This window comes from Micromonospora sp. NPDC005087 (assembly GCF_042872965.1).
In the GTDB taxonomy this organism is placed as follows: domain Bacteria; phylum Actinomycetota; class Actinomycetes; order Mycobacteriales; family Micromonosporaceae; genus Micromonospora.
In genome coordinates this window covers 271,920-298,223 of record NZ_JBIALB010000005.1, presented here as the reverse complement: position 1 = coordinate 298,223, position 26,304 = coordinate 271,920, and the positions used below count along the sequence as shown (strand labels likewise).

The 26,304-nt window shown below is 71.9% G+C and carries 21 protein-coding genes and 1 pseudogene; 11 read left to right on the top strand and 11 right to left on the bottom strand.

The annotated features are described in order from the left end of the window. Window positions 1-20 precede the first annotated feature (20 nt). Window positions 21-1,555 (top strand): annotated as a pseudogene (locus tag ACFYPS_RS15255) (flotillin family protein). A gap of 67 nt (window positions 1,556-1,622) precedes the next feature. On the opposite strand, the gene ACFYPS_RS15250 reads toward ACFYPS_RS15255, so the two are convergent. Beyond that, window positions 1,623-3,083, bottom strand: coding sequence for a CCA tRNA nucleotidyltransferase (locus tag ACFYPS_RS15250; RefSeq protein WP_387324914.1), 1,461 nt, complete (start codon window positions 3,081-3,083; stop codon window positions 1,623-1,625). A gap of 127 nt (window positions 3,084-3,210) precedes the next feature. Here ACFYPS_RS15250 and murJ point away from each other — a divergent pair, with 127 nt between their 5' ends. The 7 genes from murJ (at window position 3,211) to ACFYPS_RS15215 (ending at window position 11,585) form a co-directional block, all read left to right on the top strand. Next, window positions 3,211-4,962 (top strand): murein biosynthesis integral membrane protein MurJ, encoded by a 1,752-nt coding sequence (gene murJ, locus ACFYPS_RS15245; RefSeq protein ID WP_387325174.1) that lies wholly within the window; start codon window positions 3,211-3,213, stop codon window positions 4,960-4,962. A gap of 443 nt (window positions 4,963-5,405) precedes the next feature. Next, a complete protein-coding gene (locus ACFYPS_RS15240) occupies window positions 5,406-7,013 on the top strand; it encodes a protein kinase family protein (RefSeq protein WP_387324911.1) in 1,608 nt (535 codons plus the stop codon). A 43-nt stretch (window positions 7,014-7,056) separates the two neighbouring features. Further along, window positions 7,057-7,776: an RNA polymerase sigma factor SigM gene (sigM, locus tag ACFYPS_RS15235; RefSeq protein ID WP_387324908.1), complete on the top strand. Its 720-nt coding sequence runs from the start codon at window positions 7,057-7,059 to the stop codon at window positions 7,774-7,776. Continuing rightward, a complete protein-coding gene (locus ACFYPS_RS15230; protein WP_387324905.1) occupies window positions 7,773-8,762 on the top strand; it encodes a hypothetical protein in 990 nt (329 codons plus the stop codon). Before sigM ends, ACFYPS_RS15230 begins: the two co-directional genes overlap by 4 nt. Before the next feature lie 181 nt (window positions 8,763-8,943). Next, window positions 8,944-9,894, top strand: a complete 951-nt coding sequence (gene trxB, locus ACFYPS_RS15225) for a thioredoxin-disulfide reductase (protein ID WP_387324902.1) — start codon at window positions 8,944-8,946, stop codon at window positions 9,892-9,894. A 30-nt stretch (window positions 9,895-9,924) separates the two neighbouring features. Beyond that, entirely contained in the window at window positions 9,925-10,248 is a 324-nt protein-coding gene (trxA, locus tag ACFYPS_RS15220) for a thioredoxin (protein ID WP_030331849.1), read from the top strand. 170 nt (window positions 10,249-10,418) lie between these two features. After that, window positions 10,419-11,585 carry an N-acetylmuramoyl-L-alanine amidase gene (locus ACFYPS_RS15215; protein WP_387324899.1) on the top strand — a complete coding sequence of 389 codons (1,167 nt, stop codon included), beginning with the start codon at window positions 10,419-10,421 and terminating at the stop codon, window positions 11,583-11,585. Window positions 11,586-11,624: 39 nt separating this feature from the next. Here the strand turns inward: ACFYPS_RS15215 and ACFYPS_RS15210 are convergent, their stop codons facing one another. Further along, window positions 11,625-12,281, bottom strand: coding sequence for a GNAT family N-acetyltransferase (locus tag ACFYPS_RS15210; protein WP_354967103.1), 657 nt, complete (start codon window positions 12,279-12,281; stop codon window positions 11,625-11,627). A 293-nt stretch (window positions 12,282-12,574) separates the two neighbouring features. Here ACFYPS_RS15210 and ACFYPS_RS15205 point away from each other — a divergent pair, with 293 nt between their 5' ends. Next, window positions 12,575-13,888 (top strand): PLP-dependent aminotransferase family protein, encoded by a 1,314-nt coding sequence (locus ACFYPS_RS15205; protein ID WP_387324895.1) that lies wholly within the window; start codon window positions 12,575-12,577, stop codon window positions 13,886-13,888. Between the two features lie 7 nt (window positions 13,889-13,895). Further along, on the top strand, window positions 13,896-14,900 hold the full coding sequence (locus ACFYPS_RS15200) for a D-alanine--D-alanine ligase (RefSeq protein WP_387324892.1): 1,005 nt from the start codon (window positions 13,896-13,898) through the stop codon (window positions 14,898-14,900). A gap of 125 nt (window positions 14,901-15,025) precedes the next feature. Here the strand turns inward: ACFYPS_RS15200 and ACFYPS_RS15195 are convergent, their stop codons facing one another. The 9 genes from ACFYPS_RS15195 to rpmH form a co-directional block, all read right to left on the bottom strand. Further along, window positions 15,026-15,976: a hypothetical protein gene (locus tag ACFYPS_RS15195; protein WP_387324889.1), complete on the bottom strand. Its 951-nt coding sequence runs from the start codon at window positions 15,974-15,976 to the stop codon at window positions 15,026-15,028. 1,696 nt (window positions 15,977-17,672) lie between these two features. Further along, a complete protein-coding gene (locus ACFYPS_RS15190; protein ID WP_354967099.1) occupies window positions 17,673-18,686 on the bottom strand; it encodes a ParB/RepB/Spo0J family partition protein in 1,014 nt (337 codons plus the stop codon). Window positions 18,687-18,713: 27 nt separating this feature from the next. Beyond that, window positions 18,714-19,784, bottom strand: coding sequence for a ParA family protein (locus ACFYPS_RS15185; protein ID WP_387325171.1), 1,071 nt, complete (start codon window positions 19,782-19,784; stop codon window positions 18,714-18,716). 477 nt (window positions 19,785-20,261) lie between these two features. Beyond that, window positions 20,262-20,972, bottom strand: coding sequence for a 16S rRNA (guanine(527)-N(7))-methyltransferase RsmG (gene rsmG / locus ACFYPS_RS15180; RefSeq protein WP_354967216.1), 711 nt, complete (start codon window positions 20,970-20,972; stop codon window positions 20,262-20,264). Between the two features lie 145 nt (window positions 20,973-21,117). Beyond that, window positions 21,118-21,747, bottom strand: a complete 630-nt coding sequence (locus ACFYPS_RS15175) for a protein jag (protein ID WP_387324885.1) — start codon at window positions 21,745-21,747, stop codon at window positions 21,118-21,120. 209 nt (window positions 21,748-21,956) lie between these two features. Further along, window positions 21,957-22,946 carry a membrane protein insertase YidC gene (gene yidC / locus ACFYPS_RS15170; protein WP_354967096.1) on the bottom strand — a complete coding sequence of 330 codons (990 nt, stop codon included), beginning with the start codon at window positions 22,944-22,946 and terminating at the stop codon, window positions 21,957-21,959. Further along, window positions 22,943-23,233, bottom strand: a complete 291-nt coding sequence (gene yidD, locus ACFYPS_RS15165; RefSeq protein ID WP_354967095.1) for a membrane protein insertion efficiency factor YidD — start codon at window positions 23,231-23,233, stop codon at window positions 22,943-22,945. Before yidD ends, yidC begins: the two co-directional genes overlap by 4 nt. Next, complete coding sequence (gene rnpA, locus ACFYPS_RS15160) at window positions 23,230-23,646, bottom strand: ribonuclease P protein component (protein WP_354967094.1); 417 nt, start codon at window positions 23,644-23,646, stop codon at window positions 23,230-23,232. Before rnpA ends, yidD begins: the two co-directional genes overlap by 4 nt. A 33-nt stretch (window positions 23,647-23,679) precedes the next feature. Further along, window positions 23,680-23,817, bottom strand: a complete 138-nt coding sequence (gene rpmH, locus ACFYPS_RS15155) for a 50S ribosomal protein L34 (protein ID WP_007453904.1) — start codon at window positions 23,815-23,817, stop codon at window positions 23,680-23,682. 631 nt (window positions 23,818-24,448) lie between these two features. On the opposite strand from rpmH, the gene dnaA reads away from it, so the two are divergent. Beyond that, window positions 24,449-26,281 carry a chromosomal replication initiator protein DnaA gene (gene dnaA / locus ACFYPS_RS15150; protein WP_354967093.1) on the top strand — a complete coding sequence of 611 codons (1,833 nt, stop codon included), beginning with the start codon at window positions 24,449-24,451 and terminating at the stop codon, window positions 26,279-26,281. Window positions 26,282-26,304: the final 23 nt, after the last annotated feature.

The following is a 26,304-nucleotide window of genomic DNA, read 5'->3' as shown; positions in this document are numbered from 1 at the left end:
CTCGAAGACGGGACTCCTTCATGCCCCTGTTAATCGCCATCGGCGGCGCGGTGCTCCTCGTGCTCGTCCTGGTGTTCTTCGTGCTCTCCCGGATCAAGGTGGCCGGGCCGAACGAGGCGTTCATCGTCACCGGCCGCAAGGGCCGCACCACGCAGACCGCCGACGGCGGCCGGTCGACCGACATGTCCGGCCAGAAGGTGGTGCTGGGGCCTCGGTCTTCGTGCTGCCGGTGGTGCAGAAGCTCCAGTCGCTCGACCTGTCCAGCCGGCGGATCGACGTCGGCATCCGGGGTGCGGTGAGCAAGCAGGGCATCCGCGCCGACCTGCACGGCGTGGCGATCGTGAAGGTCGGCGGCACCGAGGACGCGATCCGGGCCGCCGCCCAGCGGTTCCTGCACCAGCAGGACGAGATCGACAACTTCACGCGGGAGGTGCTGGCCGGTGCGCTGCGCTCGATCGTCGGCCGGCTCACCGTCGAGGAGGTCATCCGGGACCGGGCGGCGTTCGCCAGCGCGGTGGCGGAGGAGGCCGAGCACTCGATGACCAACCAGGGCCTGGTGCTGGACACGTTCCAACTCCAGGACATCCTGGCCGAGGGCTCGTACCTGCAGGACCTGGGTCGGCCCGAGGCCGCCCGGGTGCTCAAGGACGCGGCGATCGCCGAGGCGCGGGCCCGGCAGCAGGCCGAGCAGGAGCGGCTGCTCGCCGAGGAGGCCATCGCCGAGGCTAACCGGAACCTGTCCCTCAAGCAGGCCGGCATCCAGGCGGAGATCGACGCGGCGAAGGCGAAGTCGGCGGCGGCCGGGCCGCTCGCCCAGGCCGAGCGGGACCAGGCGATCCTCTCCGAGCAGCAGAAGGTGGCCGAGCGCAACGCCGAGCTCAAGCAGCGCCAGCTGGACACCGAGGTACGCAAGCCGGCCGACGCCGCCCGGTACAAGGTGGAGCAGGAGGCCGAGGCGGCCCGCAACGCGGCGGTGCTGCACGCGGACGCGCAGCGGCAGGCGGTCATCGCCGCCGCCCAGGCGTCCGCGGAGCAGGCCCGGCTCACCGGTGAGGGCGAGCGGGCCCGGCGGGCCGCGCTCGCCGAGGCGAACGCGATCGAGGGCGCCAAGGAGGGTGAGGCCGAGCAGCGCCGGCGCTCCGCGATCGCCGAGGCGGTGGAGCGGGAGGGTCAGGCCGAGGCGGCGGCCATCCTGGCGAAGGGACAGGCCGAGGCGGACGCGATGGCGCGCAAGGCGGAGGCGTTCGCCGCGTACGGGGAGGCGGCGGTGCTGGACCTGCTGGTCAAGGTGCTGCCGCAGGTTGTCGAGGCGGCCAGCGCACCGATCGGGGCGATCGACAAGATGACCGTCATCTCCACCGACGGCGCGTCGTCGCTGACGAAGTCGGTGGCCGGCAACGTGGCACAGGGGCTCCAGCTGGGCAGCGACCTGACCGGGATCGACCTGGCCGGTCTGCTCGCCCGGCTCGGCTCGGCTTCCAGCGCGGTCGGCAACGGCACCTCGGCCGGCAAGGGCACCACTTCGGTGGACGGGACGGCCGTCGAGACCCGCTGACGCCGTACGCCGACAGGCGCCGCTCCCGGGTTCGGGGGCGGCGCCTGTCGTGGCGGGTCGGCTCTGGTCAGTCGATCAGGCCCTCGGCGCGGGCCCAGCGCAGCAGCTCCGCCTCGGCGGCGTCGCGGTCCAGCGGGCCGTGCTCGAGGCGCTGCTCCTTGAGGTGCTTCCACGCCCGTCCCACGACCGGCCCCGGCGGTACGCCCAGCAGCTCCATGATCGCGTTGCCGTCCAGGTCGGGGCGGACCCGGGCCAGGTCCTCCTCGGCCGCGATCCGGGCGATCCGGTCCTCCAACGCGTCGTAGTCCGCGCCGAGCTGGGCGGCCTTACGCCGGTTGCGGGTGGTGCAGTCCGAGCGGGTCAGCTTGTGCAGCCGGGACAGCAGGTCACCGGCGTCGGCGACGTAGCGGCGTACCGCCGAGTCGGTCCACTCGCCCCGGCCGTACCCGTAGAAGCGCAGGTGCAGCGCGACCAGCGCGGTCACCTTCGCGGTGATGTCCTTCGGGTAGCGCAGCGCCTTCATCCGGGCCTTGGTCAGCCGGGCGCCGACCACCTCGTGGTGGTGGAAGCTGACCCGGCCGTCGGGGCCGATCGCCTTGGTCGCCGGCTTGCCCACGTCGTGCATGAGGGCTGCCATCCGCAGGATGAAGTCGCAGCCCTCCTCCTCGAAGGAGACCGCGTTCTCGACGACCGTCAGCGTGTGCTCGTAGACGTCCTTGTGCTGGGCGTGCTCGTCGATCTCCAGCTTCAGCCCGGTCAGCTCCGGCAGGAACCGCTCGGCCAGACCGGTGTCGACCAGCAGCCGCAGCCCGGTGATCGGGTCGGCGCCGCAGAGCAGCTTGGTGAACTCGTCGCGGATCCGCTCGGCGGTGATCCGGTCCAGGTCGGCGGCCATCCGGCCCATCGCCGCGTGCACGTCCGGGTGCACGGCGAAGCGCAGCTGAGCGGCGAACCGGGCGGCCCGCAGCATTCGCAGCGGGTCGTCGCCGAACGACTCGCGGGGGTCGGCGGGGGTACGGATCACCTTGGCCGAGAGATCGTCCAGCCCGCCGTGCGGGTCGGTGAACCGGTGCTCCGGCAGGCTGACCGCCATCGCGTTGATGGTGAAGTCGCGCCGCCTCAGATCCTCGGTGAGGTTGGTGCCGTAGACCACCACGGGGTTACGGGTGACCTGGTCGTACGACTCGGCGCGGAAGGTGGTGATCTCCAGCCGGAGGCCGTCGCGCTGTGCGCCGATGGTGCCGAACTCCCGACCGGTCTCCCAGATCGACTCGGCCCAGCCCTTGATGATCCGCAGCGTCTCGTCGGGGTGCGCGTCGGTGCAGAAGTCCAGGTCGTCCCCGAGCCGGCCGAGCAGCGCGTCCCGCACCGAACCGCCCACCAGGTGCAGCTCGTGACCGGCACGGACGAACCGTCGGCCCAACTCGTCGGCGACCGGGGAGACCCGGAGCAGTTCGGCGACGGCGTTGCGCTGGGCGCCGGTGAGTTCGCGGCGGTCGGCGGCGTGTGGAGCGGAGGATTCGGACATGGGATCGCCAGACTATCGGGCCCGGTCCGCATCCCCTCCGCCGGGCGCGGGTAACAGGCACCGGTTGACTAAGGTCTGTGACGTGCGGGTCGGTGCCCGCCTCGACGTACCCACTGGGAGGCTGGAGATGAGCGGCGGGCTCTACCGCAGCGCGAACGCCGCGCACGACGGCGGGCCCGGCGCACGCCCGGGGGACGGCGCCACCTTCATCTCCGCCGAGCCGCTGAACCAGCCGGCCATGGAGTCGACCGCGCCACCCCAGGAGCAGGTGGCCGAGGCGAGCGCGGCGACCAACAGCGCGGTCATGGCGATCGGCAGCCTGGTCAGCCGGGGCACGGGCTTCCTGCGGACCCTGGTGCTGACCGCCGCGCTCGGTGGCGCGCTGGTGGGTGACGCGTACACCACCGCGCAGATCCTGCCCGGAATGGTCTACGAGTTCCTGCTCGGCGGAATCCTCACCAGCGTGCTGATCCCGGTGCTGGTGCGGCGTCGCCGGTCCGACGCCGACGCTGGCCAGGCGTACGCCCAGCGGTTGCTGACCCTCGCGGTGCTGACCCTGGCCGCGGCGGCGCTGTTGGCCGTCGTCTGCGCCCCGGTGCTGACCTCGCTGGCGGCCAGTGACAAGGCGGGCGAGGACTACCAGGACCTGGTGACCGCACTGTCCCGCCTGATGCTGCCGATGATCTTCTTCAGCGGCCTCAGCGCCCTGATCAGCGCGGTGCTCAACACCCGAGGGCACTTCGCCGCCCCGATGTGGGCGCCGATCCTGAACAACGTCGTGGTGATCGCCACCGCCGGGCTCTACATCGCGATCTTCGGCGCCGAGATCATCCGGCCGGAGGCGATGACCCCCGGGCGGGTCCTGCTGATCGGTGGCGGCACCCTGCTCGGTGTGGCGATCCAGGCGATCGGCCTGCTGCCGGCGCTGCGCAAGGTCGGCTTCCGCTGGCGGTTCCGGTTCGACTTCCGGTCCCTCGGGCTGCGCGAGCTGGGCCGGCTCGGCGGCTGGATGTTCTGCTACGTCGCGGTCAGCCAGGTCGGCCTGATCGTGCTGTTCAACCTGCTCAGCCGGGCGGGCAAGGAGAACGCCGCCGGCCCGCTGATCTACAACAACGTGTTCCTGCTGCTGATGATGGCGCACGGCATCATCGCCGTCTCGATCATCACTGCGCTGATGCCCCGGATGAGCGCGGCCGCCGCCGACGGGCGGTACGCCGACGTCGCCGCGGACCTGTCCCGCGGCACCCGCACCGTCTCGGCGGTGCTCGCACCCATCGCGGTCTGCTACGCGGTGTTGGCGACCCCGCTGGCCGTGGCCCTGTTCCGCTACGGGGCGTTCAGCGACGAGAACGCGGCGGACACGTCCCTGGTGCTGCTGCTGGCCGCGCTGGCGCTCGTGCCGTTCGCGATCAGTCAGCTCTTCACCTTCGCCTTCTACGCTCTGCCCGACACCCGGACCCCGGCGCTGATCAACATTCCGGTGGTGGCGTTGCGGATCGGTGTGCAGGTGGTGCTCTTCGTCGCCTTCGCCGCTCACTTCGCCGCGGCCGGCATGATGATCGGCAACGCGGTCTCCTATGTGGCTGCGGCGTTCGCCTCGGCGTGGCTGCTGCGCCCCAGGATCGGCCGGATCGGGATGGGCGCGATCCTGCGTACCCTCGGCCGGGTGGCGCTCGCCGCGTTGGGTTCCGCTCTGGTCGGCCTGCTGGTGGTGAATCTGCTGCCTGGCGGCGACACGCCGAGCTGGGCCCAGGCCGTTATCCAGCTCGTGATCGGCGGCGTGGTGATCGGCGGTACCTACCTGGGGCTGGCCACGCTGCTGCGGATCGGGGAGATCACCGAGGTGGTCGGCATGGTCCGCCGCCGGATCGGTCGCTGAGCGCGAACGTCCACCTACGAAAAGTCGTACCTGCACGGATCGTGACCGCGGATCACCAGGCTGGGGATGCACCTGTGGATAACTCCGCGATTCGCCGGTCAGCCACCGAATCACCTGTGGATAACTGGCCGTACGGCTGAGCGTGTCGATCCGATCGGCGGGAACACGCCCGCTGACGGGAGCACCAACCTGGGTCGGCCCCGGCGTCGGTCACTTGCGGTGAAGCCGTAGATTGGCTAGTACATGTGCCAGCAACGTGGCTGACAACGGTCGTAACCGGACGACTTCTCCGACTCCCGGCACCCCGCCGGGTACGGCGGGAAGTTGACATGTCGGAGAGACGGGCAACCCGGGTAAGGTCGCTCTCGACGGGTACGGCAGGCGCCGACGCTGCGCGTCGACACCGGTCGGCCGGTTCCTTCGACGGCAGAGCGGGAAGCCACATGCCCAGCAGTGCGGGTCCATCGATCGACACGATCACCGAGGGAGGACGGGTGACCCAGGTCGGCGAGGGTCAGGAGGCGGACGAGAGCGCTCCGCCGCTCATGACCTTCGGTGCTCCCACGGCCGGTGAAGTCCTCGCCGAGCGGTACGAGCTGGTCGAGCACATCAACAACGACAGCGCGGGTCGGCTGGTCTGGCGTGGGATCGACGTCATCCTGCGCCGTCCCGTCGCGGTGGTGCTGCGCTACCCGGGTGGCGACTCCGCCACCGAGATGCTTCAGGCCGCCGTCGCGGCCAGCCGGGTCATCCACCCCAACCTGGTCGGCGTCTACGACGCGATCGACGAGGCCGAGCGGGCGTACGTGGTGCGCGAGTGGGTGGACGGGCAGTCGCTGCGCGACCTGGCGACCGGGGGCCCGCTGGACCCGGCCCGGGCCACCGCGATCGGCAACGCCGTCGCCAGCGCGCTCGCCGCGGTGCACGCCACCGGGATGGTGCACGGCAACGTGCACCCCGGCACCGTGATGATCAGCGACGAGGGCCGGGTGGTCCTTGCCGACGCGCGCACCGACGGCGCCGACAGCCAGGAGAACGACATCCGGGCGGTCGGCGGGATCCTCTACTTCGCCCTGACCGGCTACTGGCCGCACGCCGAGGCTCCGCTGCACGGCGCCACCGCCGGGCACGGCCGTGCCGCGATCCCGGACGCGGTCCGGGACGCCAGCGGCGGCATCGCGGCCCCCCGCCAGGTTCGGGCCGGAGTGCCCGCGTACCTGGACGACCTGACCATGGATCTGCTCGACGCCGAGATCGCCCCGCCCTCGTCGGACGTGCTCGCCGCCGAGTTGGCCCGGCTGGACGTGCCGGCCGAGGAGGAGCACTACCTCGACAACAGCGGGCCGTTGCGGTTCACCGCCGACACCGAGGAGGAGCCGTCGCCGCTGGCCGCGGCCGGCGGTCGCAAGGTCGCCGTGGGCATCGCCGGTCTGCTGGCGGTCGCCCTGGTCGGTCTGCTGATCGGGATCAGCGCGCTGGGCGGCGATGACGAGGACCCGCAGGGCAGCGCGGGGGCCGCTCCCACCGCCAGCGCCCCGGCCGGCGAGGTCACCCCGGCCGCCGCCACGGTGCGGAAGCTGACCGTGACGGGCGTCCGGATCATCGACCCGGACAGCACGAAGCGCAACGAGCTCCGCGACGCCGACAAGATCATTGACGGTGACGAGGACAAGGGCTGGGAGACGGACACCTACGACCGCCGCCCCAACTTCGGCAACCTCAAGAAGGGCATGGGCGTCTGGCTCGATCTGGGCGAGCCGCACAGCGTCAAGTCGGTGCAGGCGGTGCTCTCCGCGACCGGCGCCTCCGCCCAACTCCTCGCCGGCACCGGCAACCCGCCGTCGACCTCCAACGGTGACAAGCAGGTGGTGGCGAACTACAAGACCGCCATCGGGCAGCCGTTCGAGGACCACGACGGCACCACCATGACGTTCAACGGCTTCGACGCGGACACGAAATACCAGTACCTGCTGTTCTGGATCACCGAACTGCCTCCGGCCGAGGGCGGCTTCAAGCTGGGGGTGCAGGAGATCACGGTCCAGGGGTCGTGAGCTTGGCACCTCCACCAGGGCACCGCATCCGCTGGACGTGGTGATGGACGGGCGCGACGCCGCAACCGACCTGGAGCTGCTGCGCGCCCACGCCAGCGGAGACCGGGACGCCTTCGCCGAACTGTTCCACCGGCACCGCGACCGGCTCTGGGCGGTGGCCCTGCGGACGCTCGGCGACCGGGAAGAGGCCGCCGACGCCCTCCAGGACGCGCTGTTGTCCGCGCACCGGGCGGCCGCCCGGTTCCGCGGTGACTCCGCCGTCACCACCTGGCTGCACCGCATCGTGGTGAACGCCTGCCTGGACCGGATCCGACGCCGGCAGGCGCATCCCACCGTTCCGCTGCCCGACGGCAACCGCGCCGGGGACGGGTCGGGCACGCCAGGAGTGGAGCCGGCCGCACCGGCGCAGGACCACGACACCGCGCTGGTGGTCCGCGAGGCGCTCGCGGCGCTACCTGTCGAACAACGCGCCGCCCTCGTGCTGGTGGACCTGCAGGGCTACCCGGTCGCCGAGGTGGCACGCATCCTCGGCGTCGCCGAGGGGACGGTGAAGAGCCGGTGCGCCCGGGGTCGGACCCGGCTGGCGGTGCTGCTCGGGCACCTCCGCCCGTCAGCCGGCACGGCGACGCCCGTGGCCCGCCCGCAGCCATCCGGACCGGTCGCGGGCGTGCCCGGCGTCACGCCGGGGAACCCACGCCCGGCGGAGGGCGTCGGATCAGGGTCGGGCCGGTACCGGCGGGACGCCAATCAGGAGGACACGTGACGACCGAGGGGTACAGGGAGGTCGACGACGACCTGCTCGCTGACTACCTCGGCGGGGCGTTGGACGGCACGCCGCAGCAGGCGGAGGTCGCTCGGCTGGTCGACACGGACCCGGCCTGGGCCGAGGCGTACGCGCTGCTGGCCCCCGCGGTGGCCGAGGTCCGCGCCGACCTGGCCCGGTGGGCCGAGCCCTCCCCGGAGCTGCCGCCGGCGGTCGCCGACCGTCTCGCTGCCGCGTTGGCTGCGGCGGATCCGGTACCGAACGGCACCCCGGCCGACGCGGGCACCGGCGATGGTGAGCCGGAGGCCGGCGTCGCCACACCGGTGGTCGTGCCGGCACAGGGCGGAAGCGGTCCCGGTCGCCGGGCCGTCAGCCCGTCCCCGGCCGAGCCGGGGCGCGGGACACGAACCGGTCCGGGTCGCCGCCGGCGCAGGTGGGCCCGACGTGCCGCTCCGGTGGCCGTCGCGGTGGTCGCCGTCGTCGCGGGCGGGCTGGGCCTCAACCAGCTCTCCATGGACGCCTCGGACACCGCCGGCACCAGCGCCCTGAACCAGCCGGCCAACGCGCCCGACAGCGTGGTCCGCACCACCGGACCGTCCCTACGCAGCGGCACGGATTACAACCCGCAGAGCCTCGGCGACAGGACGGGCGGTCCTTCCCCCCTGCGGCAGGCCAGCACCTCCGCCGACGGGCAGCCCGAGGTGTCCGCCGAGGAGGGCCGGCGACCGGCGTCGGGCGGGCGGGACCAGTTGGCCCGGCTGACCGACGAGGCCGCGCTGAAAACCTGCCTGGCCGACGTGGCGGCCGAGCACGGATCCGCCCCGCTGGTCGTCGAAGTGATCGACTACGCCGAGTTCCGGGGCGAGCAGGCACTCATCATCCGGTTCACCGACGCTGCCGGCGGCCGCTGGGCCTGGGTGAGCGGCCCGGAGTGCGGCGTCCCCGGGTCCGGCTCGGACAGCCGGTATTCGGCGCGGGTAGGGTGAATCTGCGGTCACCGGCGAGCTAAGCGTCCGCGTGACCTGACCCACCGGAGGTCCGGCTCGGGAATCCCCGGTTCGTACGATGACGTTCTGGAAGTCACCTGCCGGCACCCTCCAGGCGTCGGCACTCGGATCAGCATCGGTGCGTGCGCCGACGCCGACACACACAACTCGGGAGACGGCAGTGGACGAGGTCCGCAACCTGATCATCATCGGCTCCGGGCCGGCCGGTTACACGGCGGCGGTCTACGCCGCACGCGCCAACCTGAAGCCGCTGATCATTGAGGGCGTGCAGTCGGGCGGCGCACTGATGACCACTACCGAGGTGGAAAACTTCCCCGGCTTCGCCGACGGCATCCTCGGCCCCGAGCTGATGGACAACATGCGCAAGCAGGCCGAGCGGTTCGGCGCCGAGTTCCTCACCGACGACGTGACCCGGGTCGAGCTGGTCGACACCGGCGATGCGGGCGCCGACGCGGCGAGCACCGTCTGGGTCGGCGAGACCGCCTACCGGGCCCGCTCCATCATCCTCTCCACCGGTTCGGCCTGGCGCCCGCTGGGCGTGCCCGGCGAGCAGGAGTACCTCGGCCACGGCGTCTCCTCGTGCGCCACCTGTGACGGATTCTTCTTCCGCAACCAGCACATCGTGGTCGTCGGCGGCGGCGACTCGGCGATGGAGGAGGCCAGCTTCCTCACCCGCTTCGCCGACTCGGTCACCATCATCCACCGACGCGACTCGTTCCGGGCCAGCAAGATCATGGCTGACCGGGCGCTGAACAACGAGAAGATCAAGGTCGAGTGGAACAGCACCGTCGAGGAGATCCTGGGCGCCGACGGCAAGGTCACCGGCGTACGGGTCCGCAACGTGCACAGCGGCGAGACCAAGGTGCTCGACGTGACCGGCGTCTTCGTGGCCATCGGTCACGACCCCCGCAGTGAACTCTTCCGCGACCAGGTCGAGCTGGACGACGAGGGCTACGTGAAGGTCCAGGCCCCCAGCACCCGGACCAACGTGCCCGGCGTCTTCGCCGCCGGCGACGTGGTCGACCACACCTACCGTCAGGCGATCACCGCGGCCGGCACCGGCTGTGCCGCCGCGCTCGACGCCGAACGGTTCATCGCGACGCTCAGCTGAAAATCGAACACATCCCGGAGGAGGGGCATAGTGGGAACAACCAAGGCGGTCACCGACAAGAGCTTCGTCGCTGACGTGCTGCAGGCCGACAAGCCGGTGCTGGTGGACTTCTGGGCCGAGTGGTGCGGCCCCTGCCGCAAGGTGTCGCCGCTGCTCGAGGAGATCGCCCGCGAGATGGGTGACCAGGTCACCATCGTCAAGCTCAACATCGACGAGAACCCGGAGACCGCCCGCGCCTACCGGGTGATGTCGGTGCCCACGCTCACCGTCTTCAAGAACGGCCAGCCGGTGCAGTCGATCGCCGGCGCCAAGCCGAAGGGCGAGCTGGTCCGGCTCATCGAATCGGCGCTCTGACCAGCAGGAACGTCACTGAACCCCGTACCCGGTCACCGGGTGCGGGGTTCGGTGTCTTCCGGGCCCGCGCCACTGCCGTTTTTTCCGCCCGAGCCACCTCGCAGCGCCGGAACGCATAGCCTCAAGCCGGGGCCGCCCGGCCAGCCAGCGTCGTGCAGAGGGGGTCGTGCGTGCGTCCGATTCGACCCGGTGACCGGGGACCCGCGGTCACGGAGATCCGTACCATCCTCACCGGCCTCGAGCTGCTCGCCTCCGCCGCGGGCCCGCACCCGGACGAGTTCGACCTCGACACCGAGCGAGCGGTCCGCGCGTTCCAGCAGTCCCGCGGGCTCAGCGTGGACGGCCGGGTCGGGAGGGAGACCTGGGGGGCCCTGGACGCCGCCCGGTGGCGGCTCGGCGCCCGCACCCTCTACCACGCGGTGCCCGATCCGCTCACCGGCGAGGACGTCCGGTCGCTCCAGGAGCGACTCCTGGAGATGGGGTACGACGTGGGCCGCGCGGACGCCATCTACGGCATCCGGACCTCCCGGGCGGTGGCCCAGTTCCAGCGCGAGGTCGGGCTCACCCCCGACGGCTCCTGCGGACCGCAGACCATGAACGCACTGCGCCGGATCGGCCGGAAGGTGGTCGGTGGCCGCCCCCAGTGGCTACGCGAGTCCGACGCGATCCGGCAGTCCGGGCCGGCGCTGGTCGGCAAGACGGTGGTCATCGACCCCGGCCACGGTGGCACCGACCCGGGGGTGGTGGTGCCGGACGGGTCGCTGCGCTGGACGGAGGCGGACCTGATGCACGACCTCGCCAGCCGGCTGGAGGGGCGGCTCGCCGCGTCCGGGGTGCGGGTGCAGCTCACCCGGGGCCCGGCGCCCGACAGCTGCCTGCCGGACACCGACCGCGCCCTGCTGGCCAACTCACTCGGCGCCGACGTGTTCATCTCGCTGCACCTGGACGGGCACGCCAACCCGGACGCGGAGGGCGTGGCGACCTACCACTACGGCACCAACAACGGGGTGACGTCGGCGACGGGTGAGCGGCTGGCCGGTCTGGTGCAGCGGGAGATCGTCGCGCGCACCGGGCTGCGGGACTGCCGCACCCACGCCAAGGCGTGGGACCTGCTGCGGCTGACCCGGATGCCGGCGGTCCGGGTGGAGGTCGGCTACCTCACCTCGCCGGCGGACCGCGCCCGGATCGTCGACCCCGCGTTCCGGGACCGGGTGGTGGAGGCGATCGTGGCCGCGGTGCAGCGGATGTACTTCCCGATCGAGCGGGACGTGCCGACCGGATCGATCGACGTCAGCGAGCTGCGGGCGGTGGTGACCGCCGGAACGGTGATCGACTGAGCCGGCTCGTCGACCGCCCGGGCGCTCGGCGACGTCCGCTCAGCCGCGGGTGGCCGGGGCGGGGCGGACCGGGCGGAGCAGGGTCTCCGGGCTCATCGAGCCGAGCAGCTTCTCCAGCGCGTACTCGACGTCGGACTTCCAGCTCAGCGCGGTGCGCAGCTCCAGCCGCAGGCGGGGAAACCGCGGATGCGGACGGACCGTCTTGAACCCGACGGAGAGGAAGAAATCGGCCGGTGCGACGCAGCCACCCGCCGGGTCGTCGGCGTCGCCGAACTTGGCATCGCCGAACGCCTCGATCGCCTTGATCCCCCGCTTGGTCAGGTCCCGGGCGACACCCTGCACCAGCATCCGGCCCAACCCGCCACCGGCGAACGCGGCCACCACGTTGGCGGTCATCAACAGCGCCGCGTCGGCGGAGACCGGCGACGTGGGAAAAGCCATCGAGCGGGGGACATAGGCGGGCGGGGCGTACATCACGAAGCCCGCCGGCATGCCGTCGACGTACGCGAGCTTGCCGCACGAGCCCCACTCCAGCAGCGTCTGGGAGACCCACGCCTCCTTCTCCAGGCCCGGATCGCCGGCGGCGCAGGCCCGGTCGGCGGAGACCGGATCCAACTCCCAGTAGACGCACTGTCGGCACGGGCGAGGAAGGTCTTCCAACGTGTCGAGGGTCAGGCTGACCAGACGTCGCGACATATGGCGCATCCCCACAATAGGCTCGGTGGTGAGACCGGCACGGAACGACAGCGCCGCCTTCCTGCCCCCGACGAGCGATCGTACGCCGCCGATCGACGGTACGGGAGGGGACGCGCAGATGCTCACCGCGCCGGGGGACACCGGGGACCGGTCCGGGATGTGGACGGTACGCCGCAGCAGGCCGGCGCCCCGGCCCTGGCGGACTAGGATCGACAATCGGTGTCCCCGCCGCCATGGTCGCCAGCGTCCGGGGTACCCGGGGGAGCCACCCGAGCAGCGATCGAGGTGAGGTCATGACCGGCACGACGCTCGACGACTACACCGACCGGTACGCCCGGCGGGTACGCGGGATGACCGCCTCCGAGATCCGAGCACTCTTCGCGGTGGCCAGCCGGCCGGAGGTCGTCTCGCTCGCCGGTGGGGCGCCGTACATCGCCGCCCTGCCGCTCGACGCGGTCGGCGAGATGCTCGGCCGGCTCGGCTCCGAGCACGGTGTGACCACCCTCCAGTACGGCATCGGCCAGGGCACCCTCGAGCTGCGCGAACGGATCTGCGAGGTGATGGCGCTCTCCGGGATCGACGCCGGCTGCGGCGCCTCCCCGGAGGACGTGGTGGTCACCGTGGGCGGGCAGCAGGCGCTGGACCTGGTGGCCCGACTCTTCCTCGACCCGGGTGACGTGGTGCTCGCCGAGGGCCCGACGTACGTCGGCGCGCTCGGGGTGTTCCAGGCCGCCCAGGCGCAGGTGGCGCACGTGCCGATGGACGCCGACGGGCTGATCCCGGAGGCGTTGGAGACCGCCATCGACGACCTGGCCCGGGCGGGCCGGCGGGTGAAGTTCCTCTACACCATCCCCACCTACCAGAACCCGACCGGCGTGACGCTCAGCGAGGAGCGCCGGGAGCGCGTCCTCGACATCTGTGAGCGCGCTGGCCTGCTCGTGGTCGAGGACGACCCGTACGGCCAACTGGGGTTCGAGGGCGAGGCGCCGGCACCGTTGCGGGCCCGTCGTCGGGACGGGGTGTTCTACCTCAGCACCTTCTCCAAGACCTTCGCGCCCGGGCTGCGGGTCGGCTGGATCCTGGCGCCGCACGCGGTCCGCGACAAGCTGGTCATCGCCAGCGAGGCGCAAATCCTCTGCCCCAGCGGCTACGCCCAGGCCGCGGTCGCCACCTACCTGGGCACCATGCCCTGGCGGCAGCAACTCAAGGTCTACCGCGAGGTCTACCGGGAGCGCCGGGACGCCATGCTCGACGCGCTGGCCGACCTGATGCCCGAGGGCACCAGCTGGACCACCCCGGCCGGCGGCCTCTTCGTCTGGGCCACCCTGCCCGACGGGCTCGACTCGAAGGCCATGATGCCGCGCGCGGTCGCCGCCCGGGTCGCCTACGTGCCCGGCACCGGCTTCTACGCCGACGGCACGGGCACCGGCACCATGCGGCTGAACTTCAGCTTCCCGCCGCCCGAGCGGATCCGCGAGGGCGTCCGCCGGCTGGCCGGAGTGATGGAGCAGGAGATCTCGATGCGCCGGGTCTTCGGCGCCGTGGGTGGCGCAACCGGACGACGCGGCCAGGCCGGCTCCGACGTGCCGGGACCCGACTTGGCATGATGCCGGCATGGGTACGACCGCTGCCGAGCGCCTCCACGTGACCAAATCCGCCGTCGCGGCCGACCTGCGCGTGCTGGTACTCGCCGGTGGGCTCTCCTACGAGCGGGACGTCTCGCTGCGCTCCGGCCGCCGGGTGCTCGACGCGCTGCGCGCTGTCGGCGTGGAGGCCGAGCTGCGGGACGCCGACGTGGCCCTGCTGCCGGCGCTCGCCGTCGACCCGCCGGACGCCGTGGTGATCGCACTGCACGGCGCCACCGGCGAGGACGGCTCGCTGCGCGGAGTGCTGGACCTGTGCGGCGTCCCGTACGTCGGCTGCGACGCCCGCGCCTCCCGGCTCGCCTGGGACAAGCCCTCGGCCAAAGCGGTGCTCCGCGAGGCCGGCATCCCGACTCCGGACTGGGTGGCCCTGCCGCACGACCGCTTCTCCGAGCTGGGTGCGGTTGCCGTGCTCGACCGGATCGCCGACCGGCTGGGCCTGCCCCTGATGGTCAAGCCGGCGCAGGGCGGGTCGGGGCTGGGCGCCGCCGTGGTCCGCGACGCCGCGTCGCTGCCGGCCGCGATGGTCGGCTGCTTCGCGTACGACTCCACGGCGCTGGTGGAGCGGTACGTGCCGGGCATGGACGTGGCGGTCTCCGTGGTCGACCTCGGCGACGGACCGCAGGCGCTCCCGCCGGTGGAGATCGTGCCGCGTAACGGGGTCTACGACTACGCCGCCCGTTACACCGCCGGGCGTACCACCTGGCACGCCCCCGCCCGGCTGGAGCCGGAGGCAGCCGCCCGGGTCGCCGACGTGGCCCTCGCCGCGCACACCGCGCTCGGCCTGCGTGACCTCTCCCGGGTCGACGTGATCGTCGACGCCGACGGTCAGCCGCACGTGCTGGAGGTCAACGTCTCGCCCGGCATGACGGAGACGTCGCTACTCCCGCTCGCCGTGCAGGCTGCCGGCCTGGACTTCGGTCGGCTCCTCGGCTCCCTGGTCAGCCGCGCCGCCGCGCGCCCCACCACGTCCTGAGCTCTCCGCTGCCGCGCCCAACTCCGCGCCCGGCTCCCGCGCGGTCCCTCCCGACCGATCGATCATGAGGTTGGCGGGTGCGCACGGCGCTGCGGTCGCCGTCAACCTCATGATCCAGTCGGGTGTCAGCGTGCGGTGGGGGCGTCCTCGGAGGTTCTGGGGTTGCTGGTGGGTTGGGTGCCGGCCGTGGCGGTGCGGCCGGCGGGGCCAGCCACGTCCGCCGGACCGGGTGCTGATGCGCCAGCTGGTTCGGTTGCCGGGTCGGTGGTCGCGGCGTTGGTTCCGGTTGCCGGATCGGCGGTAGTGGCCCTGGGCGCGGTTCCGGTGTCCGGGTCGGTGTCGCCGTCCGTCTTGGTGTCGCCGTCCGCGTCGGTGCTGTCGTCCGCGTCGGGCGCTGGCTCGGGGATCTCCTCCGCCGCTTCGATGACCGAGACCGCCGCCGCCGCGGCCGCAGCGGCATCCGCAGCGGCGGACTGCGCCAGCAGGCTGGACGGTGCCTGCCACTGGATGCGGGGCGGCTCGGCCAGCGGCCGGCCACCGAACTCGGCGAGCCAGGCGGCGACGAGCGCCAGGTTCTCCCGCCACTGCGCCTCGGAGATCGGCGGCAGGATCGAGTCCCACAGCGACAGGAAGGTGCCCCGCAGCTGAAGCCGCCCGTACGGCCGGGCGAGGAACCACATGTGCAGATGGGCGGAGCCATCACCCCACCTGTTGACGTGCACCCGTGCCACGCCGTCCAAGGATCGGATGGCCCGCTCCAGACGGACGGTCATCACGCCCAGTTCGGCGGCAAGCAGGTTCGGCAGGTCACCCAGGTCGAGATGGGTCCGCGATTCCAGGATGAGCACCATGGGCAGGCCGGTGGGCCGGTCCATGGCGCGTACCCGCCACCGCTCTCCCACCCAGATGTAGGCGTCGTCAGGAGCGTTGCAGGCGGTGCATTCCCGGAGGCCCTCGCCCTTGCGTGGCGGTTCGACCGGGACCGGATCGTCGAGCTGCTTCACACGGAGCTCGCCCTCGAAGGGGAACGAGGGCCACTGGGTGAAGTCCGGGACTGAGGGAGGGGTGTCGTGCACGACGCTGACCCTAACCGAGTCTGGCACCGCTGTCCCTACCAGTTTGATCCCTTCGGGGTCCACCCGATCAGCGCTCACCGTCGATCGATGTGTGGACCACCGAAGCACCGGTGAAGGGATATCCACAGGCTGCCGAGATCCTGAACGCGGGCCGTCATCCACAGGCTGGCACCCGGTTCCACGCGGTGTTTCACGTGAAACAGGGGGTGCCTGTGGACAACCGGTGTGGATAACTTTTTGGTCAGTCGTTCGTTGCCCGCGAGCCCGCTCGCACCCGTCGGCGATGACGGTGCCGACGTCGAGCGTCAGGACGGTGCCCGGACTCGACGGGACCACCCTTTGCTCGGCCGGCCACGAGGCCGCGGCGGCGGATTGGGCGGGCCCTCGGCGGCCGGGTTCCGGTGCGAGTCGCATAAGCCTGGGCCCCTCAGACGCCGATGTGTGATCGTCGGTCAACGCCGGACGTTTGGCGTTTGGCGCCAGGGCACATCGTGCCGAGGTGGCTCCACGCGATGCCCGCGGCCCGCCGCCCGTAGCTCTCTGCCCGCCGGCCGTGCCTCGGCGCTCATCGGCCCCGCCCCGCTCCCGCCCACGGTCAAGGCAGCAGTTTCAGGGATGTTGTCGCCTCGCGAGCGCTGGAGGCAGCTACATCCCTGAAGTTGCTCGGATCCTGGCCTGACGCATTCGGCGATGGGGGCGAGCGGGGGCGGGGGACGGCGCGCGGCAAGGGCAAGGGGGTCTCGCAGGCGCCTGGGCGTGGGGATGAACCGGACCGGCTCGGATCGAGAGTCCAAGCCCCGGACACCGAGGCGGGGATCGCGGGCGCACGACGCTAGACGGAGCGAGGCGCGGGGCATGGGGCACGGGGACCCGACACAAGGCATGCGGCACGAGACATACGGCACGACGCAAACGGCGCGACGCACAGTGCAAGGCGCGTGGGCGTGAGGCGCGGTCGGCGCAGGGCCTGGGCGCTCGGACCCGGGTGCAACGCGAGCGCGGACCCGGCCACGGGCGCGGCGCGGGCACGGGCGCGGCGCGAGCGCGGACCCGGGCGCAACGCGAGCGCGGGGCACAGCTCGGGCGCCGAGCCGGCTCGGACCCCAGCATGCACGGCAAGAGGATCGGGACCACGCGTCTGCCGTGCGGGGCGGGCTTGCGGACCCACCGGTCCGACGTGCGGGGTGCGGAGAGCGGCACGGGGGCGAGCTCGGCCCCGAGGCAGATCGCCACACGCCGCCGCCCCAACCGCCGGTTCCGCGCAGCGGACCCACCGGCGCAGGCGAGCACAGACCACCTGCTGGGCCGTGCGGCACGACGGGTCCTCCCACCGGAGGCGACGAAATCAGGTTCGCAGCCGGCCCGAGGAGATCTCGATCAGCACGGACCACGACCAGGGCCAGAGAGCGGGCCACCCGACCAAGACCACCACGGGCGGCATGCGTGGCCGCAGCGGCCTGCTGAGCGGGCGCACGAGGCCTTTCCGTCGCCGCCCCGGCGGTCGAGCCGTCGATCACCCTCGTGGCCGCTCTGTTTCACGTGAAACGACGGCACGGCGAGAGACCCCATGGACCCGACGGGTGGCGGCGCACCGGGACGCGCCAGACCGCACCCGTTTCACGTGAAACCAACGCGGCCGGATGCAGAACGGCCGCGCATCCCGAGGGGAAGCGCGGCCGCAGGCGGGCGGGGGCGATCAGTCCCCGGAATCCGCCTGTTGCACTCCGATGATGCCTACGATCCGCTCCAGGTCGTCCACCGTCGCGAACTCGATAGTGATCTTGCCCTTGCTCCTGCCGATGTCGACCTTCACCCGGGTGTCGAACCGATCCGACAGCCGATCGGCGAGGTCGGTCAGGCCGGGCGCGTGCGGCTTCGGTCGCCGCTTCGCGGCCTGGCCCTTCGCCGGGCCGTCGTTCAGCGTCAGGGCCACGATCTCCTCGGTCGCTCGGACCGACAGCCCCTCGGCCACGATCCGCAGCGCCAACTGCTCCTGCGCCTCCGATTCGTCGAGGCTCAGCAGGGCACGGGCGTGACCGGCCGACAGGATCCCCGCAGCCACTCGGCGCTGCACCTGGGCCGGCAGGTTCAGCAGTCGGATGGTGTTGGAGATCTGCGGCCGGCTTCGACCGATCCGGCGGGCCAACTCCTCGTGGGTGGCGCCGAACTCCTCCAGCAGCTGCTGGTACGCGGCGGCCTCCTCCAGCGGGTTCAGGTTGGCCCGGTGGATGTTCTCCAGTAGCGCGTCCCGGAGCATGGCGTCGTCGCGGGTGTCCCGGACGATCGCCGGAATGCTCTCCCGGCCAACCGCCTGGGCGGCCCGCCACCGCCGCTCGCCCATCACCAGCTCGTACTTCTCGTCGTCGAGCTGCCGGACGACGATGGGCTGGAGGAAGCCGACCTCCTGGATGGAGGTCTTCAGCTCCTCCAGCGCCTCCTCGTCGAAGACCTGGCGGGGCTGCTTCGGGTTCGGCACGATCGCGTCGACCGGGATTTCGGCGAATCGGGCTCCCGGCACCGGGCTGAGCGTGGGCTCCGACTCGCGAGCAGGCGGCCCGGCTGGCGCCGCTGACGCCGCCGCGACCGACTCATCCTCCACGTGCCCGTTCTCCGGCTCGGCCGTCAGGGTGCCCGCTGCACCCGGCACCGGCCCGGTCGGGATGAGCGCCCCCAGGCCCCGACCCAGACCGCCCCGAGGACGGTTCTTCATGCCACGCCTCCCAGCGAATCGTCCGCACTACGCATTCCGGCCCACCGGCTCCTTGACGCCCCGCTCGGCGATCTCCTGGGCGGCCTCGAAGTAGCTCGTGGCGCCCCGCGAACCGGGATCGTAGGTCATCACCGACTGGCCGTAGCTGGGTGCCTCGGAGACCCGGACGTTGCGGGGGATGACCGCCTGGAGCACCTTGTCGCCGAAGTGGTTCCGGACGTCCTGCTCGACCGCGTCGGCCAGGCGGGTACGGCGGTCGTACATGGTCAGCAGGATCGTCGAGACGTCGAGCTTGGGGTTCAGGTGTTGCCGCACCAGGTTGATGTTGTTGATCAGCTGGTTGAGCCCCTCCAGCGCGTAGTACTCGCACTGGATCGGGATCAGCACCTCCTGCGCGGCGACCAGGGCGTTGACCGTGAGCAGGCCGAGCGAGGGCGGGCAGTCGATGAAGACGTAGTCGAACTGCCCCGGGTAGGCGGCGATGGCCCGGTCGAGGCGAGACTCCCGCGCCACCACCGACACCAGCTCGATCTCGGCTCCGGCCAGGTCGATCGTCGCGGGTACGCACCACAGGTTGGGGATGCCCTCGACCGCCTGTGCCACCTCGGCCAACGGCACGCTGTTGATCAGGCAGTCGTACACGTCGGGAATGCCGGTGTGGTGCGGCACGTTGAGGCCGGTCGAGGCGTTGCCCTGGGGGTCGAGGTCCACCACGAGCACCCGGTTGCCGTGCAGGGCGAGCGCCACCGCAAGGTTGACCGTGGTCGTGGTCTTACCCACGCCGCCCTTCTGGTTCGCGACGCACATGACCCGGGTCCGGTCCGGCCGAGGCATGGTCACCTCGCCACTGGGATTCAGGATCTGCACGGCGCGCATCGCCTCCATAGCCAACGGTGGGTCATCCTCTTCGCGCGTCGGGGTTTCACGTGAAACGTACGTGGGGTCGGCCGACACGGCGGCCGACGATTCGGCTGAAGCGACCGCCGGCGCCGCGGCGGTGGGTTGGTGCGGAACCGCCGGCTCGAAGCGGACCGCCGCGACGGTGTTACGCCGACCCGAGGTGGGCCGTACGTCGGCGGCGTTGGCCGGTCGGGTCACCGCATCCGGTGCCCGACGGGCAGCCGCCGGTTCCGTGGTGTCGGGTCCGGTCGGCTGGCTCGGGGGCTCGTCGCGCGACACCAGCGGATCGTCGTCCGCCGGCCGGGGCGAAGGCCCGGAAGCGCCGGGCGACCAGCTCGGGTAGTCGGTTTCACGTGAAACGGGGTCGCTGGTTGACCCGGTCACGCGTGGATCGTCGTACCTGCCGTCGTCATGCACCTGTCATCCCTACCCGCTTCGGATGGTCGGTCCGCGCCCCGGTCAATTTGGCCGCACCCGCGCTCGCACCCCCGGAGCGTACGGCCCCTTGGGAGCGGTCGGAGGTCGCGACGTTCGTCGCCCGCTCCACACTATCGACGCGCGGTCAGCCTACGGCGGACAGGCGTGGCCGGTCCACGTCGGGCTCTCATCCCCTCGTTCCATCCGTACCGGTACAACGAGACAACCCACCGGCCGGACGCCCGATGGCGCGAAGCGTCAACGGCGGCGTGGCCGTCCGCCCCGGGCGCGCTTGCTGGCAGCCGGTCGGGCCGGACCGACCACCCGCTCGCGGACGATCTCCACGACGGTGGTGGGTGGATCGATCACATCGACGCCGCACAGATGCAGGGTCGGCTCTGCGCCGCCGAGACGCTTCACCACCTCGGCGTGCTCGTTGATCTCCTCGGCGGCGGACGCGCCCTTGAGCGCCAGCAGCCGCCCGCCGCGCACCGCCAGCGGCAGGCTCCACGTCGCCAGTCGGTCCAGTGGCGCGACGGCCCGGGCGGTCACCACGTCACCGCTGATGGGTTCGCGGCCGCTCGATCCGCTGGCCGCCTCGTCGGCCCGCCCCCGGAACACCCGCACCGATCTGGTCAGGCCGAGACGCTCGACGACCTCGATCAGGAACGACGTCCGTCGGGCGAGCGGCTCGATCAGGGTCACCGTCAGGTCGGGGCGCGCGATGGCCAGGACCAGACCGGGCAGACCGGCGCCGGACCCGACGTCGAGCACGGTCGCGTCAGCGGGGATCCGCTCAGCGACCGCAGCGCAGTTGAGGAGGTGCCGGTCCCAGATGCGGGGTGCCTCCCGGGGACCGATCAGACCGCGGACCACCCCGTCGGTGGCCAGCAGCTCGGCGTACGCGGCGGCCACGTCGAGCCGATCGCCGAAGAGGGTCAGGGCGGCCGGGGCCAACTCGGGCGGCAGTTCCGCGTCGGACGGCGAGGGCGGAGCGTCCTGAGCAGGATCGGTGTCGACGCCGGGGGTGTCGGGCCGGACAGCCGACGGCCCGGGCGGCGTGCCGCCCGGGCCGGACACGGCGTCAGCCGTGATGTCGTCGTGGGTCACCCGGTCAGTCCGCCGGCCGTACGACGATGCGCCGGCTCGGCTCGACGCCCTCGGACTCGCTCACCACGCCGGACATGGCGTTGACGACGTCGTGGACGCACTTGCGCTCGAACGCGGACATCGGCTCCAGTCGGACCGACTCGCCATACTCCTTGACCTTCTCCACCGCGTTCTTGGCGACCGCGGCGAGCTCCTTGCGGCGGTTCGCCCGGTAGCCGCCGACGTCCAGCAGCAGGCGGCTCGGCGTGCCGGTGGCCCGGAAGACGGCGAGGCGGGTCAGCTCCTGGAGCGCCTCCAGGGTGGCGCCGCGCTGACCGACCAGGTTCTGCAGCCGGGCACCGACCACCTCGACCACCGGCCGGCCGCCGGCGACCAGCTCGTCGATGTCGCCGTCGTAGTCGAGGATGTCGAGCAATCCTTCGACGTAGTCCGCCGCGATCTCGCTCTGCCGGAACAGTTCGCCCTCGCCCGCGGTCTTCTTCTCCCGGCCGCCGGCCGCGGCCTCGGTGTCGTCGCCGGCCTCGGTGTCGTCGGCCTCCGTCTCGTCGGCCTCGATGTCGTCGTCCACCGCGAGCGGCGCGGTCCCCTCCTCGTCCAGGGACTGCTCGGCGCGGGGGATGCTGGTCTCGGTCACGGTCTCATCTCCGTACTCGCTCGGCTGGACCGTCGGGTCCGCTGGTTTCCCGGGGCCGGCGGGAGGTCGCCGGTGCCCACGGGCACGTCTGTACGGGCAGTGTCGCCCGTGGCCGCGTCACGCGCGGTCGGTTCCGTCCGGCGCCGGCCGTACGGCGGCTGCGCGGTGCGGAACGGGCCGCCGCCGGTCGCCCGACGACGGCCCGGAAGTCAGCCCTGCCGCTTGGCGGGGCGGCTCTTCTTGGGGTTCACCGGCTTGGCGCCCGGCTTCGGCCCGGCCACCTTGGGCGCGGTCGCCTTGACCGGCGCCAGCGGGGCCGACTTGCCGCGCCCGAACAGGCCGCCCGCCTTGGCCGGCTGCACCGGGTTACGGGCGGCAGGGGTGGCGGCCTTCTTGGCGGTCACCGGCGGCGGGAACTTGCGCAACACCCACTGCTGCTGGCCGAGGGTGAAGAGGTTGTTGGTGACCCAGTAGATGATCACGCCGATGGGGAAGATCGCACCGGAGATCAGCAGCGAGGCGGGGATGCCGTAGAGCATCAGTCGCTGGATCATCCGCTGCTGCGGGTCCTCCGCCCAGCCGGTCTTCAGGATCATCTGACGGCTGGTCAGGTACGTGGTGCCGATCATGATCAGGACCAGGAGGCCGGCGATCACCTTGACCGTGGTGCCGTTGGCGCCGAGGCGGGCCAACTCGTCGGCGGTGGACCCGAACTTGCCGGACAGCGGCGCGGTGAAGAGCTTCGCGTGTGAGGCGCTGTTGAACTGGTCGACGGTCCAGCCGTAGATCGTCTTCTTGTCTTCCGTCTTGAACGGGTCGAGGCGGCGCAGCACGTGGAAGAGGCCGAGGAAGACGGGGATCTGGAGGAACATCGGAAGGCAGCCCATGAGCGGGTTGGCCTTTTCCTTCCGGTAGAGCTCCATCATCTCCTTCTGGAGCGTCTCCCGGTCACCCTTGTGCTTCTCCTGCAGCTCCTTGACCTTGGGCTGGAGCGCCTGCATCGCCCGCTGCGACTTGATCTGCTTGACAAAGACCGGGAACAGGATCACCCGGACCGTGACAACCAGGAAGACGATGGCCAGGATCCAGGCGAAGTTGGTGCCGATCACCGCGCCGACGGGCACCCCGATGGCGTCCCAGGCGGAGTGCCAGGTCAGCAGGATCCACGAAATCGCGAAGTAGATCCAGTCGAGACTCAATTCGGTGCTCCAGTCACATCGGCACGGCGGCGACCGCCCGGCTCCGGCACCGGGTCATGTCCACCAGGGTGGAAGGGGTGGCAGCGCAACAGCCGCCGGACCGCCAGTGCGGCTCCCCGGAGCGCGCCGTGCCGGGACACCGCCTCCTGGGCGTACGCACTGCACGACGGGTAGAACCGACAGCGAGCCGGCAGTGCCGGACTTATCCACCGACGGTACGCGATGATGGGCGCGATCAGCACCCTGGCACCGGTTGTGGGGCGCGGGGCGGCCGGCTCCGTACTCATCGGGACCTCCGCTCCCTGGGTGACCGGGCGGCTGCGATGGCGGCGTCGAGGTCGGCGGCGAGTCGGGGGTACGACGCCTCGGCCGTGGCCGGGAGCGCTCGGACGACCAGGGTGCTGCCGATCGGCAGCGCGGCAAGCCGCTCCCGGACCAGTGCTCGGAGCCGACGCCGGACCCGGTTGCGCACCACGGCGTTGCCGACGGCCTTGGACACGACGAAGCCGGCGCGGGTCGGAGCGGAGAGTTGCTCCGCACCGGTGTTCCGCGCCGGCTCCAGCGAGGTCGGTGTGCTGAGGTCGGCGGTCGCCGGCACGGTCAGGTGGACCACGACGGCACCTCGTCCGGCGCGTCGGCCACCGCGAACCGCTGCGGCGAAGTCAGTGCTACGCCGCAGTCGCTGTGCGGCGGCCAGCACGACTGCCCACGCCCCCCCGAACGACCCGTCGGCTCAGGCCGACAGGGTGGTGCGACCCTTGGCGCGACGGCTCGAGAGGATGGCACGGCCGGCACGGGTGCGCATGCGCAGCCGGAAGCCGTGGGTCTTCGCGCGCCGGCGGTTGTTCGGCTGGTAGGTGCGCTTGCTCACGTCAGGCTCTCCGTTTTCGTACGCGCCCCGGGCGACGGGATCGCCGGGGTCGTGGGGTGGTCCAGGCCACCTCGACGGTGGCCACCGATCGGTGCTGCCCGGCGGAGCGGGACCTCGGCGATGCGGGGATGCGACCGCGGACAGCAAGCACCCATCACCCTAGCAGAGGGCGAGAGAGCAGCCGCTCCAGCCTACGCAGGGGTGCAATGACCGTCAAACACCTCGCGGCGGCGGAGATCGGGACGCGCGCGAGGCCGAAGGGGCGGTTTTCGCTGATGCCGACAAGGAGCCCGTCGCGTCGCCGGTTGATGGCGCAGGGACAACGCTGTTACCGTGCCCGATTGCGGTGAGCGTCGGAAGCTCCGGTCGTCGCGCGCAGGCAAGACCGGACACGGTAGTGAATCGTTCGGCACGGTGAACCCGCTTCAGCGCCCGTTCAGGCAGGGGGCAGGTCCCACCCGCGTCCGGCGGGCGGCCACAATCGGTCGGTACACAGGCTGTGGATAACCTGTGGACGACCACTGGTCAACCGTCCGGGTGGGTGATGTTCCACCCGCGAACGCGGCGGGCCCGGGACGGCCGGCTGGCAGACAGCGGCGGCCGGGAGCAGAGGCGAGGGGGTGGCACGACGGTGGCCGGTACGACCGACCTTGCCGCGGTGTGGTTAGCGGCGACCGACGAGCTCGCCGACGAGATCATCTCCGCCCAGCAGCGCGCCTACCTCCGACTGACCCGGCTACGGGCGATCGTCGAGGACACCGCGCTGCTCTCCGTCCCGGACGCCTTCACCCGCGACGTGATCGAGTCACGGCTGCGCCCGGCGATCACCGAGGCGCTCACCCGGCGGCTCGGCCGGCCGATCCAGGTCGCGGTCACCGTGCGGGTGGCCGAGGACACCGCCGGCCGCCCGGCTGGCACCGTCTACCGCAGTGCACCGGAGCCGGGGGCGATCGACGCCGAGGGTCCGCCGCCCGCCGTACCGTCCGACTACGAGTATTCCGACCGGCCGGTGGCCGACGCGGTCATCCCGGAACAGCAGCACCCGGCGCGGGCGCCCGAGCCGGCCGCGCCACCGGTCCCGTCCGGTCCGCCGCTCGCGCCGACCTCCGACGGGCACCGGTCCGGGCTGATCCCGGCGAGCCGCGACGGGCAGGAGGCGTTGTTCAGCGCCGCGTTCGTGGAGCCGCTGCGGACGCCTCGGCCGGCGCCGGACCGGCGCGGCTACGACGACCAGGCCGCCCGCCTGGACGCGCCCGGCCCGGACACCCGGCCCTACGAGCCCCGCTACCGGGAGGACGCGGCGTCGCCGCGGGACCAGCACGTGATCCGCGCGCTGCCTCGGGACAGCGGGACGGACAGCGGTCCCGGTCGCAGCGGTGTGGATCACCGCACCGGCGGGCGCGACGACCGTCGGCTGCCCGGCACCGACACCGGCGGCAACCGGCTCAACCCGAAGTACATGTTCGAGACGTTCGTCATCGGCTCGTCCAACCGGTTCGCCCACGCGGCGAGCGTGGCGGTGGCCGAGTCACCGGCGAAGGCGTACAACCCGCTGTTCATCTACGGCAGCTCGGGGCTGGGCAAGACGCACCTGCTGCATGCCATCGGGCACTACGCCACGACGCTCGGCAACGCTCGCTCGGTGCGGTACGTCTCGACCGAGGAGTTCACCAACGACTTCATCAACTCGCTCCGGGACGACAAGACCAGCGCGTTCCAGCGGCGCTACCGCGACGTCGACATCCTGCTGATCGACGACATCCAGTTCCTGGAGAACCGCGAGCGCACCCAGGAGGAGTTCTTCCACACCTTCAACACGCTGCACAACGCCAACAAACAGATCGTGATCACGTCGGACCGGTCGCCGAAGCAGCTCGCCACGCTGGAGGACCGGCTGCGGACCCGGTTCGAGTGGGGTCTGCTCGCCGACATCCAGCCGCCGGACCTGGAAACCCGGATCGCGATCCTGCAGAAGAAGGCGGCGCAGGAGCGGCTCTACGCCCCGCCGGACGTGCTGGAGTTCATCGCCTCCCGGGTGTCGAACTCGATCCGGGAACTGGAGGGCGCGCTGATCCGGGTGACCGCGTTCGCCAGCCTGACCCGGTCGACCGTCGAGCTGTCGCTGGCCGAGGAGGTCCTGCGGGACTTCATCCCGGACGGCGCCGGCCCGGAGATCACCGCCGACCAGATCATGGTCTCCACGGCGGACTACTTCGGTGTGAGCCTGGAGGACCTGCGGGGTCAGTCCCGCTCCCGGGTGCTGGTCAACGCCCGCCAGGTGGCCATGTACCTGTGCCGGGAGTTGACCGAGTTGTCACTTCCCCGGATCGGGCAGGCCTTCGGGGGCCGGGACCACACCACGGTCATGCACGCCGACCGTAAGATCCGCCAGCAGATGGCCGAACGGCGCTCGCTCTACAACCAGATCGCCGAGCTGACCAACCGGATCAAACAGAACACCTGAGGCGTACGCCCGCCGCCGCGACG